The 17,602-nt window shown below is 65.2% G+C and carries 13 protein-coding genes; 5 read left to right on the top strand and 8 right to left on the bottom strand.

The window, feature by feature from the left end:
- The first annotated feature begins 81 nt into the window (after positions 1-81).
- The 4 genes from pqqB to pqqE are packed head-to-tail and all read left to right on the top strand — an operon-like array spanning position 82 to position 3,159.
- Complete coding sequence (gene pqqB, locus AC1MGT_RS12430; protein ID WP_499504285.1) at positions 82-999, top strand: pyrroloquinoline quinone biosynthesis protein PqqB; 918 nt, start codon at positions 82-84, stop codon at positions 997-999.
- Positions 996-1,724, top strand: coding sequence for a pyrroloquinoline-quinone synthase PqqC (gene pqqC / locus AC1MGT_RS12425; protein ID WP_499500412.1), 729 nt, complete (start codon positions 996-998; stop codon positions 1,722-1,724). Before pqqB ends, pqqC begins: the two co-directional genes overlap by 4 nt.
- On the top strand, positions 1,721-1,990 hold the full coding sequence (gene pqqD / locus AC1MGT_RS12420) for a pyrroloquinoline quinone biosynthesis peptide chaperone PqqD (RefSeq protein WP_499500411.1): 270 nt from the start codon (positions 1,721-1,723) through the stop codon (positions 1,988-1,990). Before pqqC ends, pqqD begins: the two co-directional genes overlap by 4 nt.
- Positions 1,987-3,159 (top strand): pyrroloquinoline quinone biosynthesis protein PqqE, encoded by a 1,173-nt coding sequence (gene pqqE / locus AC1MGT_RS12415; RefSeq protein ID WP_499500410.1) that lies wholly within the window; start codon positions 1,987-1,989, stop codon positions 3,157-3,159. The genes pqqD and pqqE overlap by 4 nt, the downstream gene beginning before the upstream one ends.
- A gap of 25 nt (positions 3,160-3,184) precedes the next feature.
- Here the strand turns inward: pqqE and AC1MGT_RS12410 are convergent, their stop codons facing one another.
- From AC1MGT_RS12410 to AC1MGT_RS12400, 3 genes are all read right to left on the bottom strand, one after another.
- A complete protein-coding gene (locus AC1MGT_RS12410) occupies positions 3,185-4,948 on the bottom strand; it encodes a M14 family metallopeptidase (RefSeq protein WP_499500409.1) in 1,764 nt (587 codons plus the stop codon).
- 129 nt (positions 4,949-5,077) lie between these two features.
- The gene (locus AC1MGT_RS12405; RefSeq protein WP_499500408.1) at positions 5,078-6,691 is read right to left on the bottom strand and encodes a S41 family peptidase; all 1,614 of its coding nucleotides are present in this window, start codon (positions 6,689-6,691) and stop codon (positions 5,078-5,080) included.
- Positions 6,692-6,835: 144 nt separating this feature from the next.
- Positions 6,836-10,408 (bottom strand): indolepyruvate ferredoxin oxidoreductase family protein, encoded by a 3,573-nt coding sequence (locus AC1MGT_RS12400; protein ID WP_499500407.1) that lies wholly within the window; start codon positions 10,406-10,408, stop codon positions 6,836-6,838.
- Positions 10,409-10,597: 189 nt separating this feature from the next.
- On the opposite strand from AC1MGT_RS12400, the gene AC1MGT_RS12395 reads away from it, so the two are divergent.
- On the top strand, positions 10,598-11,107 hold the full coding sequence (locus AC1MGT_RS12395; protein WP_183554481.1) for an Lrp/AsnC family transcriptional regulator: 510 nt from the start codon (positions 10,598-10,600) through the stop codon (positions 11,105-11,107).
- A 1-nt stretch (position 11,108) separates the two neighbouring features.
- On the opposite strand, the gene AC1MGT_RS12390 is transcribed toward AC1MGT_RS12395, so the two are convergent.
- The 5 genes from AC1MGT_RS12390 to AC1MGT_RS12370 all read right to left on the bottom strand — a co-directional run bounded on the left by AC1MGT_RS12390 (position 11,109) and on the right by AC1MGT_RS12370 (position 17,572).
- A complete protein-coding gene (locus tag AC1MGT_RS12390) occupies positions 11,109-11,768 on the bottom strand; it encodes a GNAT family N-acetyltransferase (RefSeq protein ID WP_332531953.1) in 660 nt (219 codons plus the stop codon).
- Between the two features lie 48 nt (positions 11,769-11,816).
- Entirely contained in the window at positions 11,817-13,388 is a 1,572-nt protein-coding gene (locus tag AC1MGT_RS12385; RefSeq protein WP_499500406.1) for a diguanylate cyclase, read from the bottom strand.
- A 191-nt stretch (positions 13,389-13,579) separates the two neighbouring features.
- Positions 13,580-14,677, bottom strand: coding sequence for a multifunctional CCA addition/repair protein (locus AC1MGT_RS12380; RefSeq protein ID WP_499500405.1), 1,098 nt, complete (start codon positions 14,675-14,677; stop codon positions 13,580-13,582).
- A 3-nt stretch (positions 14,678-14,680) separates the two neighbouring features.
- Positions 14,681-15,397 carry a glutathione S-transferase family protein gene (locus AC1MGT_RS12375; RefSeq protein WP_183554496.1) on the bottom strand — a complete coding sequence of 239 codons (717 nt, stop codon included), beginning with the start codon at positions 15,395-15,397 and terminating at the stop codon, positions 14,681-14,683.
- 150 nt (positions 15,398-15,547) lie between these two features.
- Entirely contained in the window at positions 15,548-17,572 is a 2,025-nt protein-coding gene (locus AC1MGT_RS12370) for a lytic transglycosylase domain-containing protein (protein WP_499500404.1), read from the bottom strand.
- Between the last annotated feature and the right edge of the window lie 30 nt (positions 17,573-17,602).

Genomic DNA, 17,602 nt, shown 5'->3' with positions numbered 1-17,602 from the left:
CGGCAGGTACTGATGAACGATCCTGTCATCGGTACCTGCCACTCCGGTTATCAGCGATAACCATGTGAAAGGTTGGATACGCTGTTGAAAATCCGCATTCTTGGTTCGGCAGCGGGAGGTGGTTTTCCGCAGTGGAATTGTAATTGTCTGAACTGTGATGGCATCCGCAATGGCACCATCCAGGCTGTAAGCCGCACCCAATCCTCGATCGCCGTGAGCGACGATGGCATCGACTGGGTACTGGTCAATGCATCCCCCGACATCCTGGTGCAAATCCGCGCCACACCCGCCCTGCAACCTGCCCGCGCCGTGCGCGACACCGGTATTGCGGCCGTGCTGCTGATGGATGCCCAGATCGACCACGTGACCGGCTTGCTGATGCTGCGCGAGCGCGGCACGCCCCTGCCCCTGTATGCGACCGCCGAGGTGCTAGCCGACCTGTCGCAAGCGCTGCCTTTGACGCGCGTGCTTGGCCATTATTGCGGCGTCGAGCCGCACACGCTGGCCATTGACGGCCAGCCATTCTCGATTGCGCCACTGCGCGACACGACGTTCCTGCCCGTTCCGCTATCGAGCAAGGCGCCGCCTTATTCCTCGCACCGCAACGACCCGCACCCGGGCGACAATATCGGCCTGATGCTGCACGACAGTGCCAGCGGCGCGCGTGTGTTCTACGCGCCCGGACTGGGCCAGATGACCGATGCGGTGGAAGCGGCGATGCGCCAGGCCGATGTGCTGCTGGTCGATGGCACCTGCTGGAGCGACGACGAAATGATCACGCTCGGCCTGTCGAAAAAGACGGCCCACATGATGGGCCATCTGCCGCAGTCCGGACCGGGCGGCATGATCGAGGTGCTGGCGCGCATGCCGGCGCGCCGCAAGATCCTCATCCACATCAACAACAGCAATCCGATCCTGCGCGAAGACTCGCCCGAGCGTGCCGAACTGGCCACGCACGGCATCGAAGTCGCGTTCGACGGCATGGACATTACCGTATGACGCCCTCTGTCGAGAACGACGCCGCATTGGCGCCCTGGTCGCGCGCCGAATTCGAACAGCAGTTGCGGGCGATGGGCAAGAGCTACCATATCCATCATCCGTTCAACCTGCGCATGAATGCCGGGCAATGCTCGCCCGAGCAACTGCGCGGCTGGATTGCCAACCGTTTCTATTACCAGTTCATCATCCCGAAAAAGGATGCGGCGATCCTGTCCAATTGCGACGATCGCGCGACGCGCCGCCTGTGGATCGCCCGCATCCTGGACCATGACGGCTATGACGATTACCAGGGCGACGCCCAGGGCGGCATGGAAGCCTGGACCCAGCTGGGCGAGGCGGCCGGCATTCCCCGCGCCGAACTCTGGTCGCTCCAGCATGTGGTGCCGGCGGTGCGCTTTGCCTGCGACGCGTATGTCGACTTTGCGCGCCGCTCGCCGTGGCAAGAGGCCGTGTGCTCGTCGCTGACCGAGATGTTCGCGCCGCAGATCCACAAGGACCGGCTGGCCGGCTGGCCAACCCAGTATCCGTGGGTAGAACCGGCCGGCCTGCATTACTTCCGCAGCCGCATTCCGCTGGCCCAGCGCGATGTCGACCATGGTCTGGCCGTGACGCTCGACTATTTCACGACCCGGGCGCAGCAGGAGCGCGCACTCGAGATCCTCAAGTTCAAACTGGACATCCTGTGGGCCATGCTGGACGCCATCGAAAAAGCCTATCCAACATGAACGATCCAGCCATCCCCGCCATGCCGGCCCTGAACCGGCGCTTTCGCCTGCAATGGGAAGACGCCCAGCAGGCCTACGTGCTGCTGTACCCGGAAGGCATGGTCAAACTGAATGGCAGCGCTGGCGAAATCCTGAAATGCTGCGACGGCAAGGCCACGGTCGACCAGATCGTGCACGACCTGGAAACCAGATTCCAGGCCACCGGCCTGCGCACCGATATCGAGGGCTTGCTGGCCCACGCCCATCAGCACAAGTGGATCGAATGATGCTGCCAACCGTTATTGCCAACAGCGGCGCGCCCACCGTGTCGCCGCCGTTCTGGCTGCTGGCCGAACTGACCTACCAATGCCCGCTGCACTGCGCGTTTTGCTATAACCCGCTCAATTACGATGCGGTGCGCAATGAATTGACGACGGGCGAATGGGTGCGGGTGATGCGCGAAGCGCGCGCGCTGGGCGCCGTGCAGCTGGGGTTTTCGGGGGGCGAGCCGCTGATGCGCGACGACCTCGAAGAACTGGTTGCCGAAGCGCGCCGCCTGGGCTTTTACAGCAACCTGATCACGTCGGGTGTCGGCCTGAATGACACCCGCATCGCGGCGCTCAAGAACGCCGGGCTGGATCATATCCAGTTGTCGTTCCAGGATTCCACCCGTGAGCTCAACGATTTCCTGAGCAGCACCAAGACGTTCGACCTCAAGCTCAAAGTCGCCAAGCTGATCAAGCAATACGATTACCCGATGGTGATGAATTGCGTGCTGCATCGGTATAACCTGCCGCATGTCGGCAAGATCATCGAGATGGCGCTGGCGCTGGGCGCCGAATACCTCGAGCTGGCCAACACCCAGTACTACGGCTGGGCCATGAAGAATCGCAACCAGCTGATGCCGACGCTCGAACAGGTGCGCGACGCCGAACGCGTGGTGGCAGAGTACCGCGAGCGGATTGGCGACGCCTGCAAGCTGCTGTTCGTGGTGCCCGATTACTTCGAGGACCGCCCCAAGGCCTGCATGAATGGCTGGGGTGCGGTGTTTCTCGGGGTGGCGCCGGACGGCGTGGCGCTGCCCTGCCACAATGCGCGCGACCTGCCAGGCCTGAACCTGCCGAACGTGCGCGACGTGGGCCTGGCCGACATCTGGCGCACCAGCACCGCGTTCAATGCGTACCGTGGGAATGACTGGATGCAGGAGCCATGCCGTAGCTGCGACGAAAAGGGACGCGACCTGGGTGGCTGCCGCTGCCAGGCATTCATGCTCGCCGGTGACCCAGCAGCCACTGACCCTGTCTGCAGCAAGTCGCCCAAGCGCGGCGAAGTCGACAAGGTGATCCGCTTTGCCAGCCAACGCCCGGCAGGACTGGACAACGCCCACGTGATCGAGCAGCCGATCGTGTTTCGCACGAATGCGAATTCACGCAATCTCCTGCAGACCGACACCTGAAGCGTGCCGGTCCGCAGGGACCAGGTTACAGCGCCGTATCCGTGCGCAGCACCGGATACAGATTCAACCGCTCGTCATACGATGAATGCCGCTTGGCGAAGAACGCCAGGCGCGCCTGCGGATCCTTGGCAAACGCCGGGTCCGATGCCAGGCGCTGGGCGAATTCAGCCGCCACTTTCGGATCGGCCGCCATCTGCTCGCGCGCCACGTCTTCGGCCACGTAGTCTTCCATGTATTCCTTGCGCTCGAAGGCCGTGTTGAACGTGCCCCAGGCCAGCAGCGAATCGGGCGCCTGCGGTTCGAACATGGCGACCACCAGTCGCGCCTTCGGCTGCGCGATCGGCACGAACAGCGAACCGGCCGTCACTGCGCGCGGCTCCGCCGTCCACTTGCCCGTGACCGTCAGGCGCTGATGCCCTTCGACCGAGGCGGCGTCCAGCGTCGCCTTGGCGGCGCGGAAGGTCTCGACATTGGCACGAGCAATGCCCTGGTCCAGCTTGCGGAACACGACGCCATGCTGGCGCAGCTTCTCGCCGACGATCGCCGCTTGCGCCGCCGGCACGATGTAGCCGGCGCCCGGGGCTGTCACTTCCATGTCGGCGACAACTTCGTCGCGCAGCGGCACGCGCCACACCTGCGGCTTGGTTTCATCGTAGCGCGTCATCAGGCCGCCCGAGATTTCCGACGGCTTGCGCGTGTATTCGTAGCCGTTGAAATTGACCATCTCGGTCTTGTCGGTGGTGCGGTAGTTCAACGCCACCTTCTTGTTGCCCAGTTTTGCGGCGCGCGCGTCGGCCGCATAGGCCGCCTTTTGCCAGTCCGCACCGTGCTTTGCCACCTGGTTCAGCACCGACACCACGGTGTTGCGGGTGATGCGCACGCGCACCGGGTACTCTTTCCACGAGTGGGTTTCCACCAGCATCGCCATGCGGTTACGCAGCTGGAAGTAGCCGGTCGAAAAACGCGGATCCGACACGCTGTCCTCGAAGCCCGACATCGGATCGTCCTGCTTCACGAACGACATGTAGTACGACTGCGGCGTCGAGCCTTCCTTCGCAATGTCCTTGATGACATTGGTGCGCAGCGCCAGGCCAGCCTTGCGGAATTCCGGGTCACCCGAATACACCGGCTCGACCTGGATCGAGATATCGTGCTGGAACTTGGCGCCGTTGGTCGCGTGCAGGTCGACGTAGGTCAGCGGATCCCAGGCGTTTACGAGGCCCAGCATCGCCTGCATTTCCGGCGCGTCGGCCTTCAGGTAGTCGCGGTTCAGGTTCAGGTTCTGGGCGGTGGTGCGCCAGCCCATTTCCACCGGACCGCGCTGGTTCGGGCGGTTCCATTTGCCGAAGCGCTCGTGCCCGTCGACGTTAAACACCGGCACGAACAGCAGCACCTGCTTGTCGAGCGCGCCCTTGCCCGCGCGGCCTTCGAGGATCTCGCGCAGCGCTAGGAAGCCCGCGTCCTTGCCGTCGATTTCGCCGGCGTGGATGCCGCCCTGGATCAGCGTGACAGGCAAGCCCGCCTTCTTGGCGGCTGCGGGCGTGAACACGCCGTTGTTGTTGGCCACCAGCGCCTTCATCGGGCGGCCTTCCGGCGTGATGCCGAAATCGATGCACTGGACCTGCTTCGGATACGCCTGCGCAAACGCGGCGCACAGCGCGATCGTTTCATCGTAGCGGCCGGTGGCCTGGAAGCCGGAGCGTTCCGAGATCGTCGTCAGGTCGGGGGTAGCGGCGTGCGCCAGAGGGAATGCAGACAGCAGGGCCAGCAGTAACGCAGAACGAATCATCGAGAAGCTCCGGCAGGTGACAGGGAAGCCGACGATTATAGACGTGTTCTTGACGCAAAGTTAAGTTCTGGAAACACAAAGGGCGGCGCGCCGAATTGGCCACGCCGCCCGTCAATACAGCCGGTCTGCTCAGCGCGGTGGTGCGCCGGGCGTCGGCCGGATCGCGATTTCCTTCACCTGCGGCCGCACGATTTCCATCGGCGCGACGCGGGCGCGGCTCGTCGTCGAGACCGGGCACGCCTGCGTGGCGCGATAGGTCAGCGCGGCGGCCAGCAAGCCTTCGCTCTCGTCGCCCACCGGGCGCGTCAGGTCGTCACTGACCTGGCAGGTCGGCGCAAAGCCGTCGGTGAAATCACCGAAGCCCTTGTTGTTGACGCCCTTGAACTCGATCGAGAAATAGGTCGTGCCGCAGTTCGGCACCGGCGTGAAGCCATAAGGTTTACCGCAGGTGGTGCCGCCGATCTGGATGACCTCGACGTCGGCGCCGCGCAAGCCATTGATCACCGATTCGCTGGCCGAGCAGGTGCCGGCCGTGCTCAGCACCGTCACGCGTTTCAGGCCCAGCGTCGGCAGCGGCGTGCCAGTGCGCACCGGGTTACTCGACGCGAAGCCCCACGCGGTCGAGCGGAACGGCAGCGGTGCTTCGCGCGGCAACTTGTCGTTGTACTGCGATTGCTCGAACACCTTGCCATCCGTCGACTCCGGCCCCGATACCATATACGCCAGCTGGCTGGCCAGGTACAGCAGGCCGCCGCCGTTGTAGCGGATATCGAGCACCAGGTCGTTCACGCCCGCCTGGCGGAACGTGGTGAACGCATCGATCAGCTGTTTTTCGGAGACCGCATTGAAGGTGTCGAAGGTCAGGTAGCCGACCTTGCCGGTCGCGGTCTCGATGACCTTGACGTTCTTGACCGGTGCGATGCGCACGTCGGCGCCCGTCATCGTCACCTCGAACGGCACGCCGCCGCGCTGCAGCGTGAAGCGGTGCGCGCTGCCGGCCGTCTCAGGGAACAGGGCCTCGTTGATGCGCGCGATCGATGCCGCGTCGGTCGTGTTGATGAAGTCGATGCCATCGATCTTCGTCAGCTGGTCGCCGCGCAGCAGGCCCGCGGCGGCGCCCGGCGAACCCGGCTCCACGGCCGTGATCAGCCAGGTGCGCGGCGCCGTGCCGTTCGCGTTGCGCGACCACGTGATGCCGTAGCCCAGATCGATGCCCTGGGTCTGCATCGCTTCCCATTCGGCGGTCGGATAGGTGAAGTGGTAGCGGTCCTTGGCTTGCCCGGTGGCCGTCACGGCCGGCGTTTTGAGCACGTCGAAGTAGTCGATCGCGCTCTTGAAGTCGGCCATCTTGTAGGTGTTCGGGACTTCGTTGTACCAGAGGTAGTACTGGTTGGTCCAGGCGCGCAGGAATTTCAGTTCGTCCAGCAGCGTGCCCTGCACATCGGGATATGCCTTGCCGCTGGCGTCAAAGCCCGTGCGCGGTACCGCGCACTTGTTCCAGTAAGTGCCGTAGGCGTCGCCGAGCAGGTTGGGATTGAGGTCTTCCGGCGTCGCCCCGCTGGTGGGCGGGGTTGGGGTCGGGGCCGGCGTGACCGGCGCCGTGTCCGCCACGGGTGGACGGGCGCCCACGCCGGGCGAGCCCCCACCGCCGCCGCAGCCGGCGAGAGCGAACAGCGCAGCGAGCGCGCCGGAAATCAGACGGACGGAAACTGCCTTGTGCGGGAGAGAGAATGTCGGGCTCATGCAGATGATTATAGACGGCGGTTTTCGTGCACAACACCACCAACTGTCACAGGTGAGGCCAGGCGACAACGAAGCATGCCAAGCCGACAAGCAGCCATCAAACAACGCCGGCGCGTCTGCCGCGCCGGCGTGATCAAAACGCCATCAAGCCGCGCGCGGCGCCGCGCCCACCGGCGCATGGAATGCCGCCAGCAGCGCCGCTTCTTTTGCCTTTGCCGCTTTCAGGTGCCGCTCCTTGACGTGCCCGTAGCCACGGATATCTTCGGGAATGCTGGCCACCGCCACGGCCTGCGCCAGGTTGTCCTCCGTGAGCTTGGGCAGCAATGCCGCCACCGTCGCACGGTAGTCGCCGATCAGGGCGCGCTCGACGCGGCGCTCGGCGGTGTAGCCGAACACATCGAACGCGGTGCCGCGCAGACCCTTGAATTTCGCCAGCACGCCAAACGCACGCATCATCCACGGGCCGAACTCCTGCTTGATGGCGCGGCCTTCCTTGTCATGCTTGGCCAGCAGCGGCGGCGCAAGATGGAACTTGAGCGTGATATCGCCTTCGAACATATTGGCGATTTTTTCACGGAACGCCGGATCGGTATGCAGCCGGGCGACTTCGTACTCGTCCTTGTACGCCATCAGTTTGTACAGGTACTTGGCCACGGCTTCCGACAGGCGGGTGCCCTTGCCCAGGCGCGCTTCCTGCGCCCTGACCTGCTCGACGAAGGCCGTGTACTGGCCCGCATACGCCGCGTCCTGGTACGCCGTGAGCAGCTCGACCCGGCGCTTGACGACATCGTCGAGCGTCTGCATGCGCTTGAACTCGATCACCTTGGCCGGCATCGCCGACTTGCTGACAGCCGCCAGATCGTGCCCGGCGCTGCGGCCCCAGTTGAAGGCCGCCTTGTTGAACGCGACCGACACGCCATTGAGTTCGATGGCCTTGAGCAGCGAGGCTTCGCGCAGCGGGACGCGGCCCTTCTGGAACGCGTAGCCGAGCATGAACATATTGGTGGCGATCGCGTCGCCCAGCAGCGCCGTGGCGATGCTGCCGGCGTCGAGGAATTCGACGTTGGCCTTGCCGCAGGCCTGCTCGATCGCGCCGCGCGAACCTTCGGCCGGGAATTGCCAGTCCGGGTTCTTCACGAACGCCGCCGTCGTGGCGGTGCTCGAATTGACAGCGGCCCAGGTACGGCCTTCGCCCATGCGCGACAGCGCATCGCGGCTGGCCGTGACGATCTGGTCGCAGCCGATCACGAGGTCAGCGCTGCCGGTGCCCACGCGCGTCGAGTGCAGGTCGGCCTGATGTTCGGCCAGGCGCACGTGCGACATCACGGGGCCGCCCTTCTGGGCCAGGCCGCTCTGGTCGAGCACGATCGCGCCCTTGCCTTCGACGTGCGCCGCCACCGCCAGGATCTGGCCGACCGTGACGACACCAGTGCCGCCCACGCCGGCCACGAGGATGCCGAATGGCGTGGCGACCGATGGAATGACGGGTTCCGGCAGCACTGGCGGCGCCGCGTCGGATGCTGCAGCCTTCTTCGGCTTTTTCAGGCCGCCGCCTTCGACGGTGACGAAGCTCGGGCAGAAGCCCGACACGCACGAATAATCCTTGTTGCAGGAGGACTGGTTGATCTGGCGCTTGCGGCCCAGTTCGGTTTCGAGCGGCTCGACCGACAGGCAGTTGGACTGCACCGAGCAATCGCCACAGCCTTCGCAGACGGCTTCGTTGATCACGGCGCGCTTGGCCGGGTCAGGGAATTCGCCTTTCTTCCGGCGCCGGCGTTTTTCGGAGGCGCAGGTCTGGTCATAGATCACGGCCGACACGCCGGGCATCTCGCGCAGTTCGCGCTGCACGTCCATCAGTTCGGAGCGATGGCGCACCGTGGTGCCCGGCGCCCAGGCGTAGTCGCTCGGGTATTTGTCCGGCTCGTCGGTGACGACGATGATCGGCGTGACGCCTTCGGCTGCGATCTGGCGGCTGATCATGCCCGGGTCGAGCGGGCCGTCGACGTTCTGGCCACCCGTCATCGCGACCGCGTCGTTGTACAGAATCTTGTAGGTGATGTTGACCTTGGCCGCCACCGCGGCGCGGATCGCCAGGATGCCCGAGTGGAAGTAGGTCCCGTCGCCCAGATTGACGAACACGTGCTTCTCGTCGGTGAACGGCGACTGGCCGATCCAGGTCGTGCCTTCGGCGCCCATGTGCGTGAAGGTCGACGTTTCACGGTCCATCCACAGCACCATGTAGTGGCAGCCGATACCGGCCATCGCACGCGAGCCTTCCGGCACCTTGGTCGAGCTGTTGTGCGGGCAGCCCGAGCAGAAATACGGGATGCGGTCGGTTTCCGGGTTTGCCTTGGCCGGGATATTGCGCAGCACCAGCTCTTTGGCTTCGAGGAAGGCGATGCGCTGAGCGACCCGCTCGGCGACCGGGTGGCCGGCGCAGTAGTGGCCGATACGCGAGGCAATCGCGCGTGCGATCTGCGCCGGATTCAGCTCGTACGTGGCCGGCAGCAGCCAGTCGCCGTGACCCATGCGGTTCTTGTTGCTCCACTCGCCCGTGTCGTCGAACTTGCCGACCACGCGCGGACGCTCGCCGTCAGGCAGGTTGTACAGCTCTTCCTTGAGCGCGTATTCCATGACCTGGCGCTTTTCTTCGACCACCAGGATTTCATCGAGGCCCCGTGCAAATTCGTGCACGCCTTCGGCCTCGAGCGGCCAGGTCATGCCGACCTTGTACAGGCGCAGGCCAATGTCCTGCGCGGCCTGCTCGTCGATGCCGAGGTCGGCCAGCGCCTGGCGCGTGTCCAAGTAGCTTTTTCCAGCAGTAATGATGCCGATCTTTGGCTGCGGGCTGTCCCAGATAATGCGGTTGAGCTTATTCGCGCGCGCATAGGCCAGCGCGGCGTACCATTTGTGGTTGCTCATCCGAACTTCCTGGTCCAGCACGGCGTCCGGCCAGCGGATGTTCAGGCCGCCTTCGGGCAGCTGGAAATCGGTCGGGATGACGGTCTGCACGCGGTCCGGATCAAGGTCGACAACGGCGCCCGACTCGATGATGTCGGTCACGCATTTCATCGATACCCACAGGCCCGTGTAGCGGCTCATGGCCCAGGCGTGCAGGCCGAAGTCGATGTATTCCTGCACCGACGACGGGTACAGCACCGGGATGCCGCAGTGGGTCAGGATGTGATCGGACTGGTGCGCGGTGGACGACGATTTGGCCGCGTGGTCGTCGCCGGCCAGCACCAGCACGCCGCCGAATTGCGACGAGCCGGCGTTGTTGCCGTGCTTGAACACGTCGCCGCAGCGGTCGACGCCCGGGCCCTTGCCGTACCACATCGAGAACACGCCGTCGTACTTCGCGTCCTTGTACAGATTGGTTTGCTGGGTGCCCCAGACAGCAGTCGCGGCCAGGTCTTCGTTCATGCCGGGATGGAACTTGACGTGGTGCGCGTCGAGGTGCGCCTTGGCCTTCATCGCGGTCTGGTCGACCGAGGTGACGGGCGAGCCGCGGTAGCCGGTGATGTAGCCGGCCGTGTTCAGGCCGGCCTTGACGTCGCGCTCGCGCTGCAGCATCGGCAGGCGGATCAGCGCTTGCGTGCCGGTCATGAAGGCGCGGCCGCGCTCGAGCGTCCATTTGTCGTCGAGCGTGATGTCTTGTGCGGGTGCGGATGCGGGCGACGGCGACGCCAGGTGGGCGCGGTCCAGGGGTGCGTTCATTGTGTCTCCAAGAAACTGGTGGCGGTTGCCGGAAGCGGTGCATTTCCTGCATCTCGCTTCTTGGCGGGAGTGGTCTCCCGTCTTGCGCCAGTATAGACCTGCCCCCCCAGCATTAAATTCCAAACAATTCCCCCTCCTTCTTGAATTGCGCAATAAAATTGCCATACAAAAGACGGACGTGGGGAAGGTATGTCAAAGATTGAGCTGGATAAAACAGATCGCAAAATCCTGGAGATTTTGCAGAACGATGGGCGGTTGTCGAACCAGGATGTGGCCGAGCGCGTGAACCTGTCGCCGTCGCCGTGCCTGCGCCGCATCAAGCGGCTGGAAGAAGCGGGCGTGATTCGCCAGTATGTGGCGCTGCTCGACTCGGACAAGATCGGGCTGGGCTTGCTGGCGTATGTGAACGTGCGGCTGGAAAAGCACAGCGAAGTGGCCAGCACCACGCGCCAGCCGGGCTTGCCGGCAACGTCGCCGCGCAACGATTTCGCGGTGTCGGTGGGCAGCTGGCCCGAAGTCGTGGCCTGCTATGCGATGACGGGTGACATGGACTTTTTATTGCGCGTGCATGTGGGCGACATGGACCACTTCTCGCGCTTCATGATGGGCACGCTGCTCAAGCATCCGGCCGTACTGGATGTGAAGTCGAGCTTTGCGCTGCAGCGGATCAAGGAAACGACAGCGATGCCGTTGGTGTGAGTTATTGCCGCGGTTTTCGTGGCGTGAAAAACTTCACCGCGGCCCGCGTATTGGCCTTGACCGTGTAGTCGATCGCCGCGAACTGCTCCTCCAACGCCTCGGCCATCACGCTGCCCGGGCTGGGCGGTGGCAATTCGAGGTGGGCGTCGGCCTCGCCGTATTCGCGCGTGACGACCATCCCGGCTTTCTTTGCAATATGCATCATCGTCTTGTTGGACGTCAGGCACTGCATGTAGAGCGTGTCGACGTCCGAGTTGCGGCAGTGGATCGCTGCGCGCTGGAACAGGCGCGTGCCCACGCCCTGCCCGCGCGCCGAGGCCGACACCGACACGCCAAACTCGGCCACCTGCGCCTTGGCCGTGCCGGTGCGCCCTTCGGTCGGCGCGAACGCCAGGTGCCCCATGCCCACCAGCTGGAACACATTGCTCACGACGCCAAAGACGATGTCGCGCTCGAAATCGAGCTTGCCGACATAGGCCGTGATGCCGTCGTCGGACATCATGCTGCCAAAGCGCAGCAGGCGGTCATCCTTGTCGAGCGCGAGCAGATGGCGCAGCACGCGGCGGCGGTCGCGCTCGTGCAATTCCTTGACCAGGACCGGCGGCTGCCCCTTCTTGCCGCGCAAGCCCTGTAACCAGCGGCGTAATGGATTGTCCAGCATGTTCCCACCTTCCCGTGCGCGACAACCAGTCGATGTCGCCCGTAAATCTTAGCCGATCCGGTCGGCGTCTGCCTTGCTTGTGCCTGTGCCCGTACCAGTGCTGCCGACGGCGCCCTCCTTCGGACGCTCGCGCCGCGCCTGCTCCGGCGCCGACGCCGGCGCGGCCGGGTCGTCTTCGTCGCGCCACTGCGCCTGCTCGCTGACCACGAAGCGGCCCTTGCCGGCCTGCTTGGCGGCGTACATCGCCTGGTCGGCCTCGGCCAGCAACGCTTCCTGTCCGCGCGCCGCGCCCATCTGGCCGCGCGCGCTGGCGATGCCGATGCTGGCCGAGATCCTGATCGCATGACCATCGGCCTCGGTGATCGATTCGATTTCGGCCAGCACCAGGCGCGCCACGCGCAGCGCACCGTCGCGCGACGTCACGTCTTCGAGCAGGATAACGAATTCATCGCCACCCAGGCGCGCCAGCGCATCTTCGGCGCGCAGCCTGGCCTGCACGCGGCGCGCCACGGTCTTGAGCACCAGGTCGCCGGTCGCATGGCCCCAGGTATCGTTGACCGCCTTGAACCCGTCCAGGTCGATGAACATCAGCACCACGACGCTGTCGCGGCGGTCGGCCCGGGCCAGCGCCCGTTCGAGCAGGCGGGTCAGTTGCCGGTAGTTGATCAGGCCGGTCAGGCTGTCATGCTGGGCCAGGCGCTCGAGCTGGACCGACTGCGCCTGCAGTTCGGCGGTGCGCTCGGCCACGCGCTGCTCGAGCGTTTCGTTGGCCGCCTGCAGGCGGCGGTTGACGACGCCGATGATCCGATAGCTGCGGCGCAGGCGCACGCCGGCATAGGCCAGCAGCACCAGCAACAGGCCCGAATACGCCGCAAGGTAACCGCGAAAACGCTGGCGCTCGAGCAGCACGGTGGTAAACGACCGCTCGAATTCCTGCTCCAGGCGGTCGAGCACGATGTCGCTGCCGACGGCGGCGATCTGCGCTTCGAGCAGGTTTTCCAGCGGCCGCTTTTCGAGGATCACGCGGCTGCTCAGGATCACGGCGTCCATCTTGTCGACGACGGCCGGCGAAAAGGCGATCTCCTGGGCGGCGACATTGCCCAGGATTTCTTCGATGCGGCTGGCCAGCGCGGGCGATGGGGCGATGTTGTAGCGCAGGATGTCAGTCAGCAGCGCATTGAGGGTCGTATCGAGCCGCACGACGAACTGGGCCGGCGCCAGCGCGCCTTCGATGCCGGAAATTTCGGTCTTGAGGTCGGCCACGGCCGGCGGCATGTGCAGCAGCGCTGCGCGCAGGCGCGGATTGTGCCGCGCGAACTCGGCCACCAGCATCTCCTTGTTGCGCAGCGCCGTGCGCAGATCGGCACAGGCCTCGGTGGCGGCGCGGCTGCCGGTGAGCGGCGCGGCTTCTTCCAGGCGCGCCATCAGGATGCGCATGCGCGGCAGTTGCGAGCTCAGGTCGGGCCGGACGCTGGCGCGGCCGGTATGAGCGCGCAGCAGGTTGGCGTCCCATTCGGCGTCGAGCTTTTCGAATTCGCGCAGGTTGAGCAGGACGTTGCTGCGCACTTCGGGGTCGATCACCTCGGTGCGGGTGTACAGGAACACTAGCAACGCACTCATCAATACGACGGCCAGGCTCGCCAATAACAGGCGGCGGCGCCTTAGCCAACTCCCGATCCGCCGTCCCAGCATCCTGAACATCTTTTTTCTCCAACGCAACAATTGACCATATTGAAGAATAGCAAAACGCTGGGCCACACTGTACGCCGGGTGTAACTACATGTAACTGTGACGCTCCACAGAGCGGTTTTTCACACTTTATTACAAATGGCGGCCACCGCCTCCACGCGCGCCTGGTGCACGGCCTGGGCAATCCGGTCGCGCTGGTCGCAGCGCGCCGCCACGGCGCCGGCATCCACGCCGCGCGCTGCATCCAGCGCTTGCAGCAGCCAGTCGCCTGCGGGGTCACGTTCAGTATCTTTGGCGTGACAACGCGTGGCCAGCAACATCTGGACAAAGCGCGCGCTCTTGCGGAAGGCGTCGCTGCGCTCGAACAATGTGACGAGCGCGTCGGCATCGAGTGTGCGTGCCTGCGCAAGCACGCCATGCTCGCGCGCCGTCATCAGGGCCAGGTCGCGGCATTCATTGGGTACCTTCAAGCGCTTGGACACCGCCTCGACGGCCGCCGTGCCAGCGTCGCGCATCAGGGCCGCAAAACGGATCTCAAGCGGGTGATCCTGCTGCGCGGCGGTGTCGATGACGCGCAGCGTGCGCTCTTGCGTATCGAGCTCGGGCAACAGGCGCGCCAGCGCGCCGCACTCGTCCAGCACGACCAGCATGCGCGACGGCTGGCGTTCCATCAGGCCGCGCGCCAGCTCTTGCCAGACACGCTCGGGCACGAGGGCGTCAACCTCCCCCGCCTCGACCATCTGGCGCATCAGGGCATTGGTGTCGCTGGCCACCTTGAATTCGGGCAGGCGCGCGGCAAAGCGCGCAACGCGCAGGATCCGCACCGGGTCTTCGGCAAAGGCGTCGGACACGTGGCGGAACAAGCGCGCTTCCAGGTCACGCTGACCGCCCAGCGGATCGACGATCACGCCATCTTCGCCTTGCGCCATCGCATTGATGGTCAGGTCGCGCCGTACCAGGTCCTGTTCGAGCGTGACGTCGGGCGCTGCATGGAACACGAAGCCGTGGTAGCCCGGCGCGGTCTTGCGCTCGGTGCGCGCCAGCGCGTATTCCTCGTGCGTCTTCGGGTGCAGAAAGACCGGGAAATCCTTGCCCACGGCGCGAAAGCCGGCCGCGATCATCTGTTCGGGCGTGGCGCCCACGACCACGTGATCGTGGTCCTTGACCGGCAGCCCGAGCAGCGCATCACGCACGGCGCCGCCGACAACATAACTGCGCATCGTTTACTCCGGCAAATCGGCGTCGTGCAACGGCGTCGGGTGATTTTCCAGCATCGCTTCGTTTACCCAGCGCGCCACGGCCGGATGGGCCAGCACGCGCTCGCAATAGGCTTGCAGCGCCGGCGCCAGCATCACGCCATAGGTCTGGAAACGCAGCACGATCGGCGCATAAAACGCGTCGGCAATCGAGAACGCGCCGAACAGGAACTGGTGATGGCCAAAGCGCGACAGGCAGTCTTCCCAGATTTCGCAGACGCGGCCGATGTCGGCCTGCGCGCCATGCGTGCGGCCGCGGCCCGGCAGGCGGGCCTGGATATTCATCGGCATGGCGCTGCGCAGTTCGCCGAAACCGGCGTGCATCTCGGCCACGATCGAGCGCGCCAGCGCGCGCGCCGCCACGTCCTGCGGCCACATATGCTTGTCGGGAAATTGCTCGGCCAGGTATTCGGTGATCGCCAGGCTGTCCCACACCGTCATTTCGCCGGCCAGCAGCACCGGCACGCGGCCTGCGTGCGAGTAGCGGGCGATCTCGTTGGACGTATCTGGCTGGTCGAGCAGGACCTTGATTTCAGTGAACGGAATCCCGAATGCCATGGCCGCAACCCAGGGGCGCATCGACCACGACGACAGGTTCTTGTTGCCGATGATGAGCGTCAAGCCGGGGCTGCGGGTCTGGTCCAGGGTGTGCGTGAGAATCGGGTCGCGTTCGATGGTCTGCATGGGGTCTCGTCGGGTACGTGGCGAAGGGCGTCCCGGGCGGTGCATGAAAGCCCGGGACGGCTGCGGTAATCGACATCAGCTTGCGGCCCAATGCCGCGGCTGTCAAGGCGCTCGCCCGGCGACCGGGCGAACCGCGGCCTGGTCAGCCTGTCAATCCAGCACGGACGTGGATGGCCGCGGCGTGATCGTGCCCAGGCGCGCCTTGAGCGACTGCGGCTTGCCCTCGAAGATGGACGCGTAATTGGTGGCGTTGGCCATCACGTTGCGCACGTAGCCGCGCGTTTCGGTGAACGGGATGGTTTCGACGAAGATCGCCCCTTCCATCGGCGCGTCGAGCCGGCTGCGCCAGGTGCGCGAACGGCTCGGGCCGGCATTGTAGGCGGCCGTGGCCAGCACTTGCGAGCCTTCAAAATTGTTCAGCACCATCGTCATGTAGTTGGCGCCGAGCGTGATGTTCACGTGCAGGTCGTTGAGCATGCTGGTGACAAAGTTATTCAGGCCAATCTTGGCCGCCACCCACTTGCCGGTGGCCGGCATCACCTGCATCAGGCCCGATGCGCCCACTCCCGAGCGTGCATCACGGATGAAGCGCGATTCTTGCCGGATCAGGCCATACACCCAGGCCTTGTCGAGACTCAGGCCCTGGGCCGTCGGCCGCAGCACGTCGAGGTGCGGCGCCGGGAAGCGCTGGTCGTAGCTGAACTCGGTACGCGTGCGCAGCGACGTCTCGACCATGCGGTCGAGCAGCTCGTTGCGGCGCGCCAGCTCGGCGGCGGCCAGCAACTGGCGTTCGGACAGGTTGCGCAGACCCCAGCTCCATTCGCGGTTGCCTTCGGCGCGCAGGCGCAGATCGTAGAATCTGATGGCCCGCTGCAGACTCTGATTCGCCGTGGCCTGGGCCAGTTCAGCGGCCGTGATCGGCGCGATCGGGGGCGGCGCGACGACCTGGTTGCCCAGTTCTTCCTGGGCCAGCTGCGTATAGAAGGTGGTCTGGCCGGCAATGCTCTGCCACTGCGCGCGCGCCTCGGCCGGGCGCCCTTCGCCCTGGTGAGCGCGCCCGAGCCAGTAGACCCAGGTCGAGTCGGCACGCAAGGCCGGCGGCATCGTCTCGATCGTGGTGCGCACGGTTTTCCAGTCGCCGCGGCGCAGCGCCATGCGTGTTTTCCATTGCATCTGGAAGTCGCTCAATGGCGCGCCATTCGCACGGTCCCAATACGCGTGCGCTTCGGGCGCCAGCACGATCGAGGCGGCCAGCGCCACATTGGCCCAGCCGATCGCGCGTTCTTCAGGCGTCAATTGGGCGCTGTTCTTTTCGAGGCCAGCCACGGCCAGGCGCAGCGTGGTGCGCGCCATGCGGCCCACGGCAACCAGGTACAGCTCGCGCTCGGCGCGGCTGTTGCCAATCCCGCGCGCCATGGCCACGGCGGGCAGGTCGACCGCCTGGGTGGCCCGGGTTTCGGGCAAGCCGAGCAAGACAGCGGTACGACGTGCCGGGCCGCTGGCATTGTCCAGGCCCGCCAGGCGCAGTTGCGTGAGCAGATCGGCTTCGGTGAACTGGCCATTGGCCACCAGTTGCGCAATCAAGGCGCCGCAGGCGTCGCCGTAACCGGCCGGGGTTTTCAGGAGTACGCGCGCTTCGTCGGCGACGCGCTCGCCGCGCTCGGCCCTGGCCAGCAGCGCGTAGCAACGGATCGGCAGGCTGCCGGACTGGGCCAGCGTGCCTGCTTCGCGTTCAAAAGTATTCCATTCGCGACGCTTACCCAGCTCCATCAGCCATTCGGCGCGCAGCTGTTCGGCCACGGCCGTGCCTTCGTGGCGCCGCAGCACTTGCAGCACCTCGTCCTGGATGGCATCGCGCAGGCGCGGTTTCAGACGATAATAGTCAACGTAGGAAGCCAGCAGATAATTGGTCACCGGCAGGCGCGACGCAATGGCGTTGGCCCGCGCTTCGTCGTTCTGGCGCGCCGCTTCGCGCAGCAACATGAAGTTGTCGTCGTCGGCGCGGCTGGCGGCGCCCGCCACGGTGGGCGCACCCGCAGGAACGGGGGACAGTGCTACCTCGGGCGCGGGTGCTTCCGGGTCTTCCTGGGCCGCTGCGCCTGGCGCGAACGCCAGACTCAGAACAAGGGCAATAGCAGCCGGCAACACGCCGACAGGCAATTTCGATTGAAACATCTACCACTCTCACAATACGCTGCATTGAAA

The organism is Telluria sp. BA11 (assembly GCF_056680305.1).
Note: the sequence above shows the minus strand (reverse complement) of the source record. Positions and strands in the feature narration are given on the sequence as shown.

Excerpts from the sequence above, each read along its gene's own strand:
- AC1MGT_RS12385 (WP_499500406.1), bottom strand. The coding sequence starts at position 13,388 with ATGAGTGCGTTGCTAGTGTTCCTGTACACCCGCACCGAGGTGATCGAC.
- AC1MGT_RS12400 (WP_499500407.1), bottom strand. The coding sequence starts at position 10,408 with ATGAACGCACCCCTGGACCGCGCCCACCTGGCGTCGCCGTCGCCCGCA.
- pqqC (WP_499500412.1), top strand. The coding sequence starts at position 996 with ATGACGCCCTCTGTCGAGAACGACGCCGCATTGGCGCCCTGGTCGCGC.
- AC1MGT_RS12405 (WP_499500408.1), bottom strand. The coding sequence starts at position 6,691 with ATGAGCCCGACATTCTCTCTCCCGCACAAGGCAGTTTCCGTCCGTCTG.
- AC1MGT_RS12380 (WP_499500405.1), bottom strand. The coding sequence starts at position 14,677 with ATGCGCAGTTATGTTGTCGGCGGCGCCGTGCGTGATGCGCTGCTCGGG.
- AC1MGT_RS12395 (WP_183554481.1), top strand. The coding sequence starts at position 10,598 with ATGTCAAAGATTGAGCTGGATAAAACAGATCGCAAAATCCTGGAGATT.
- pqqE (WP_499500410.1), top strand. The coding sequence starts at position 1,987 with ATGATGCTGCCAACCGTTATTGCCAACAGCGGCGCGCCCACCGTGTCG.
- pqqD (WP_499500411.1), top strand. The coding sequence starts at position 1,721 with ATGAACGATCCAGCCATCCCCGCCATGCCGGCCCTGAACCGGCGCTTT.
- AC1MGT_RS12370 (WP_499500404.1), bottom strand. The coding sequence starts at position 17,572 with ATGTTTCAATCGAAATTGCCTGTCGGCGTGTTGCCGGCTGCTATTGCC.
- AC1MGT_RS12390 (WP_332531953.1), bottom strand. The coding sequence starts at position 11,768 with ATGCTGGACAATCCATTACGCCGCTGGTTACAGGGCTTGCGCGGCAAG.
- AC1MGT_RS12375 (WP_183554496.1), bottom strand. The coding sequence starts at position 15,397 with ATGCAGACCATCGAACGCGACCCGATTCTCACGCACACCCTGGACCAG.
- AC1MGT_RS12410 (WP_499500409.1), bottom strand. The coding sequence starts at position 4,948 with ATGATTCGTTCTGCGTTACTGCTGGCCCTGCTGTCTGCATTCCCTCTG.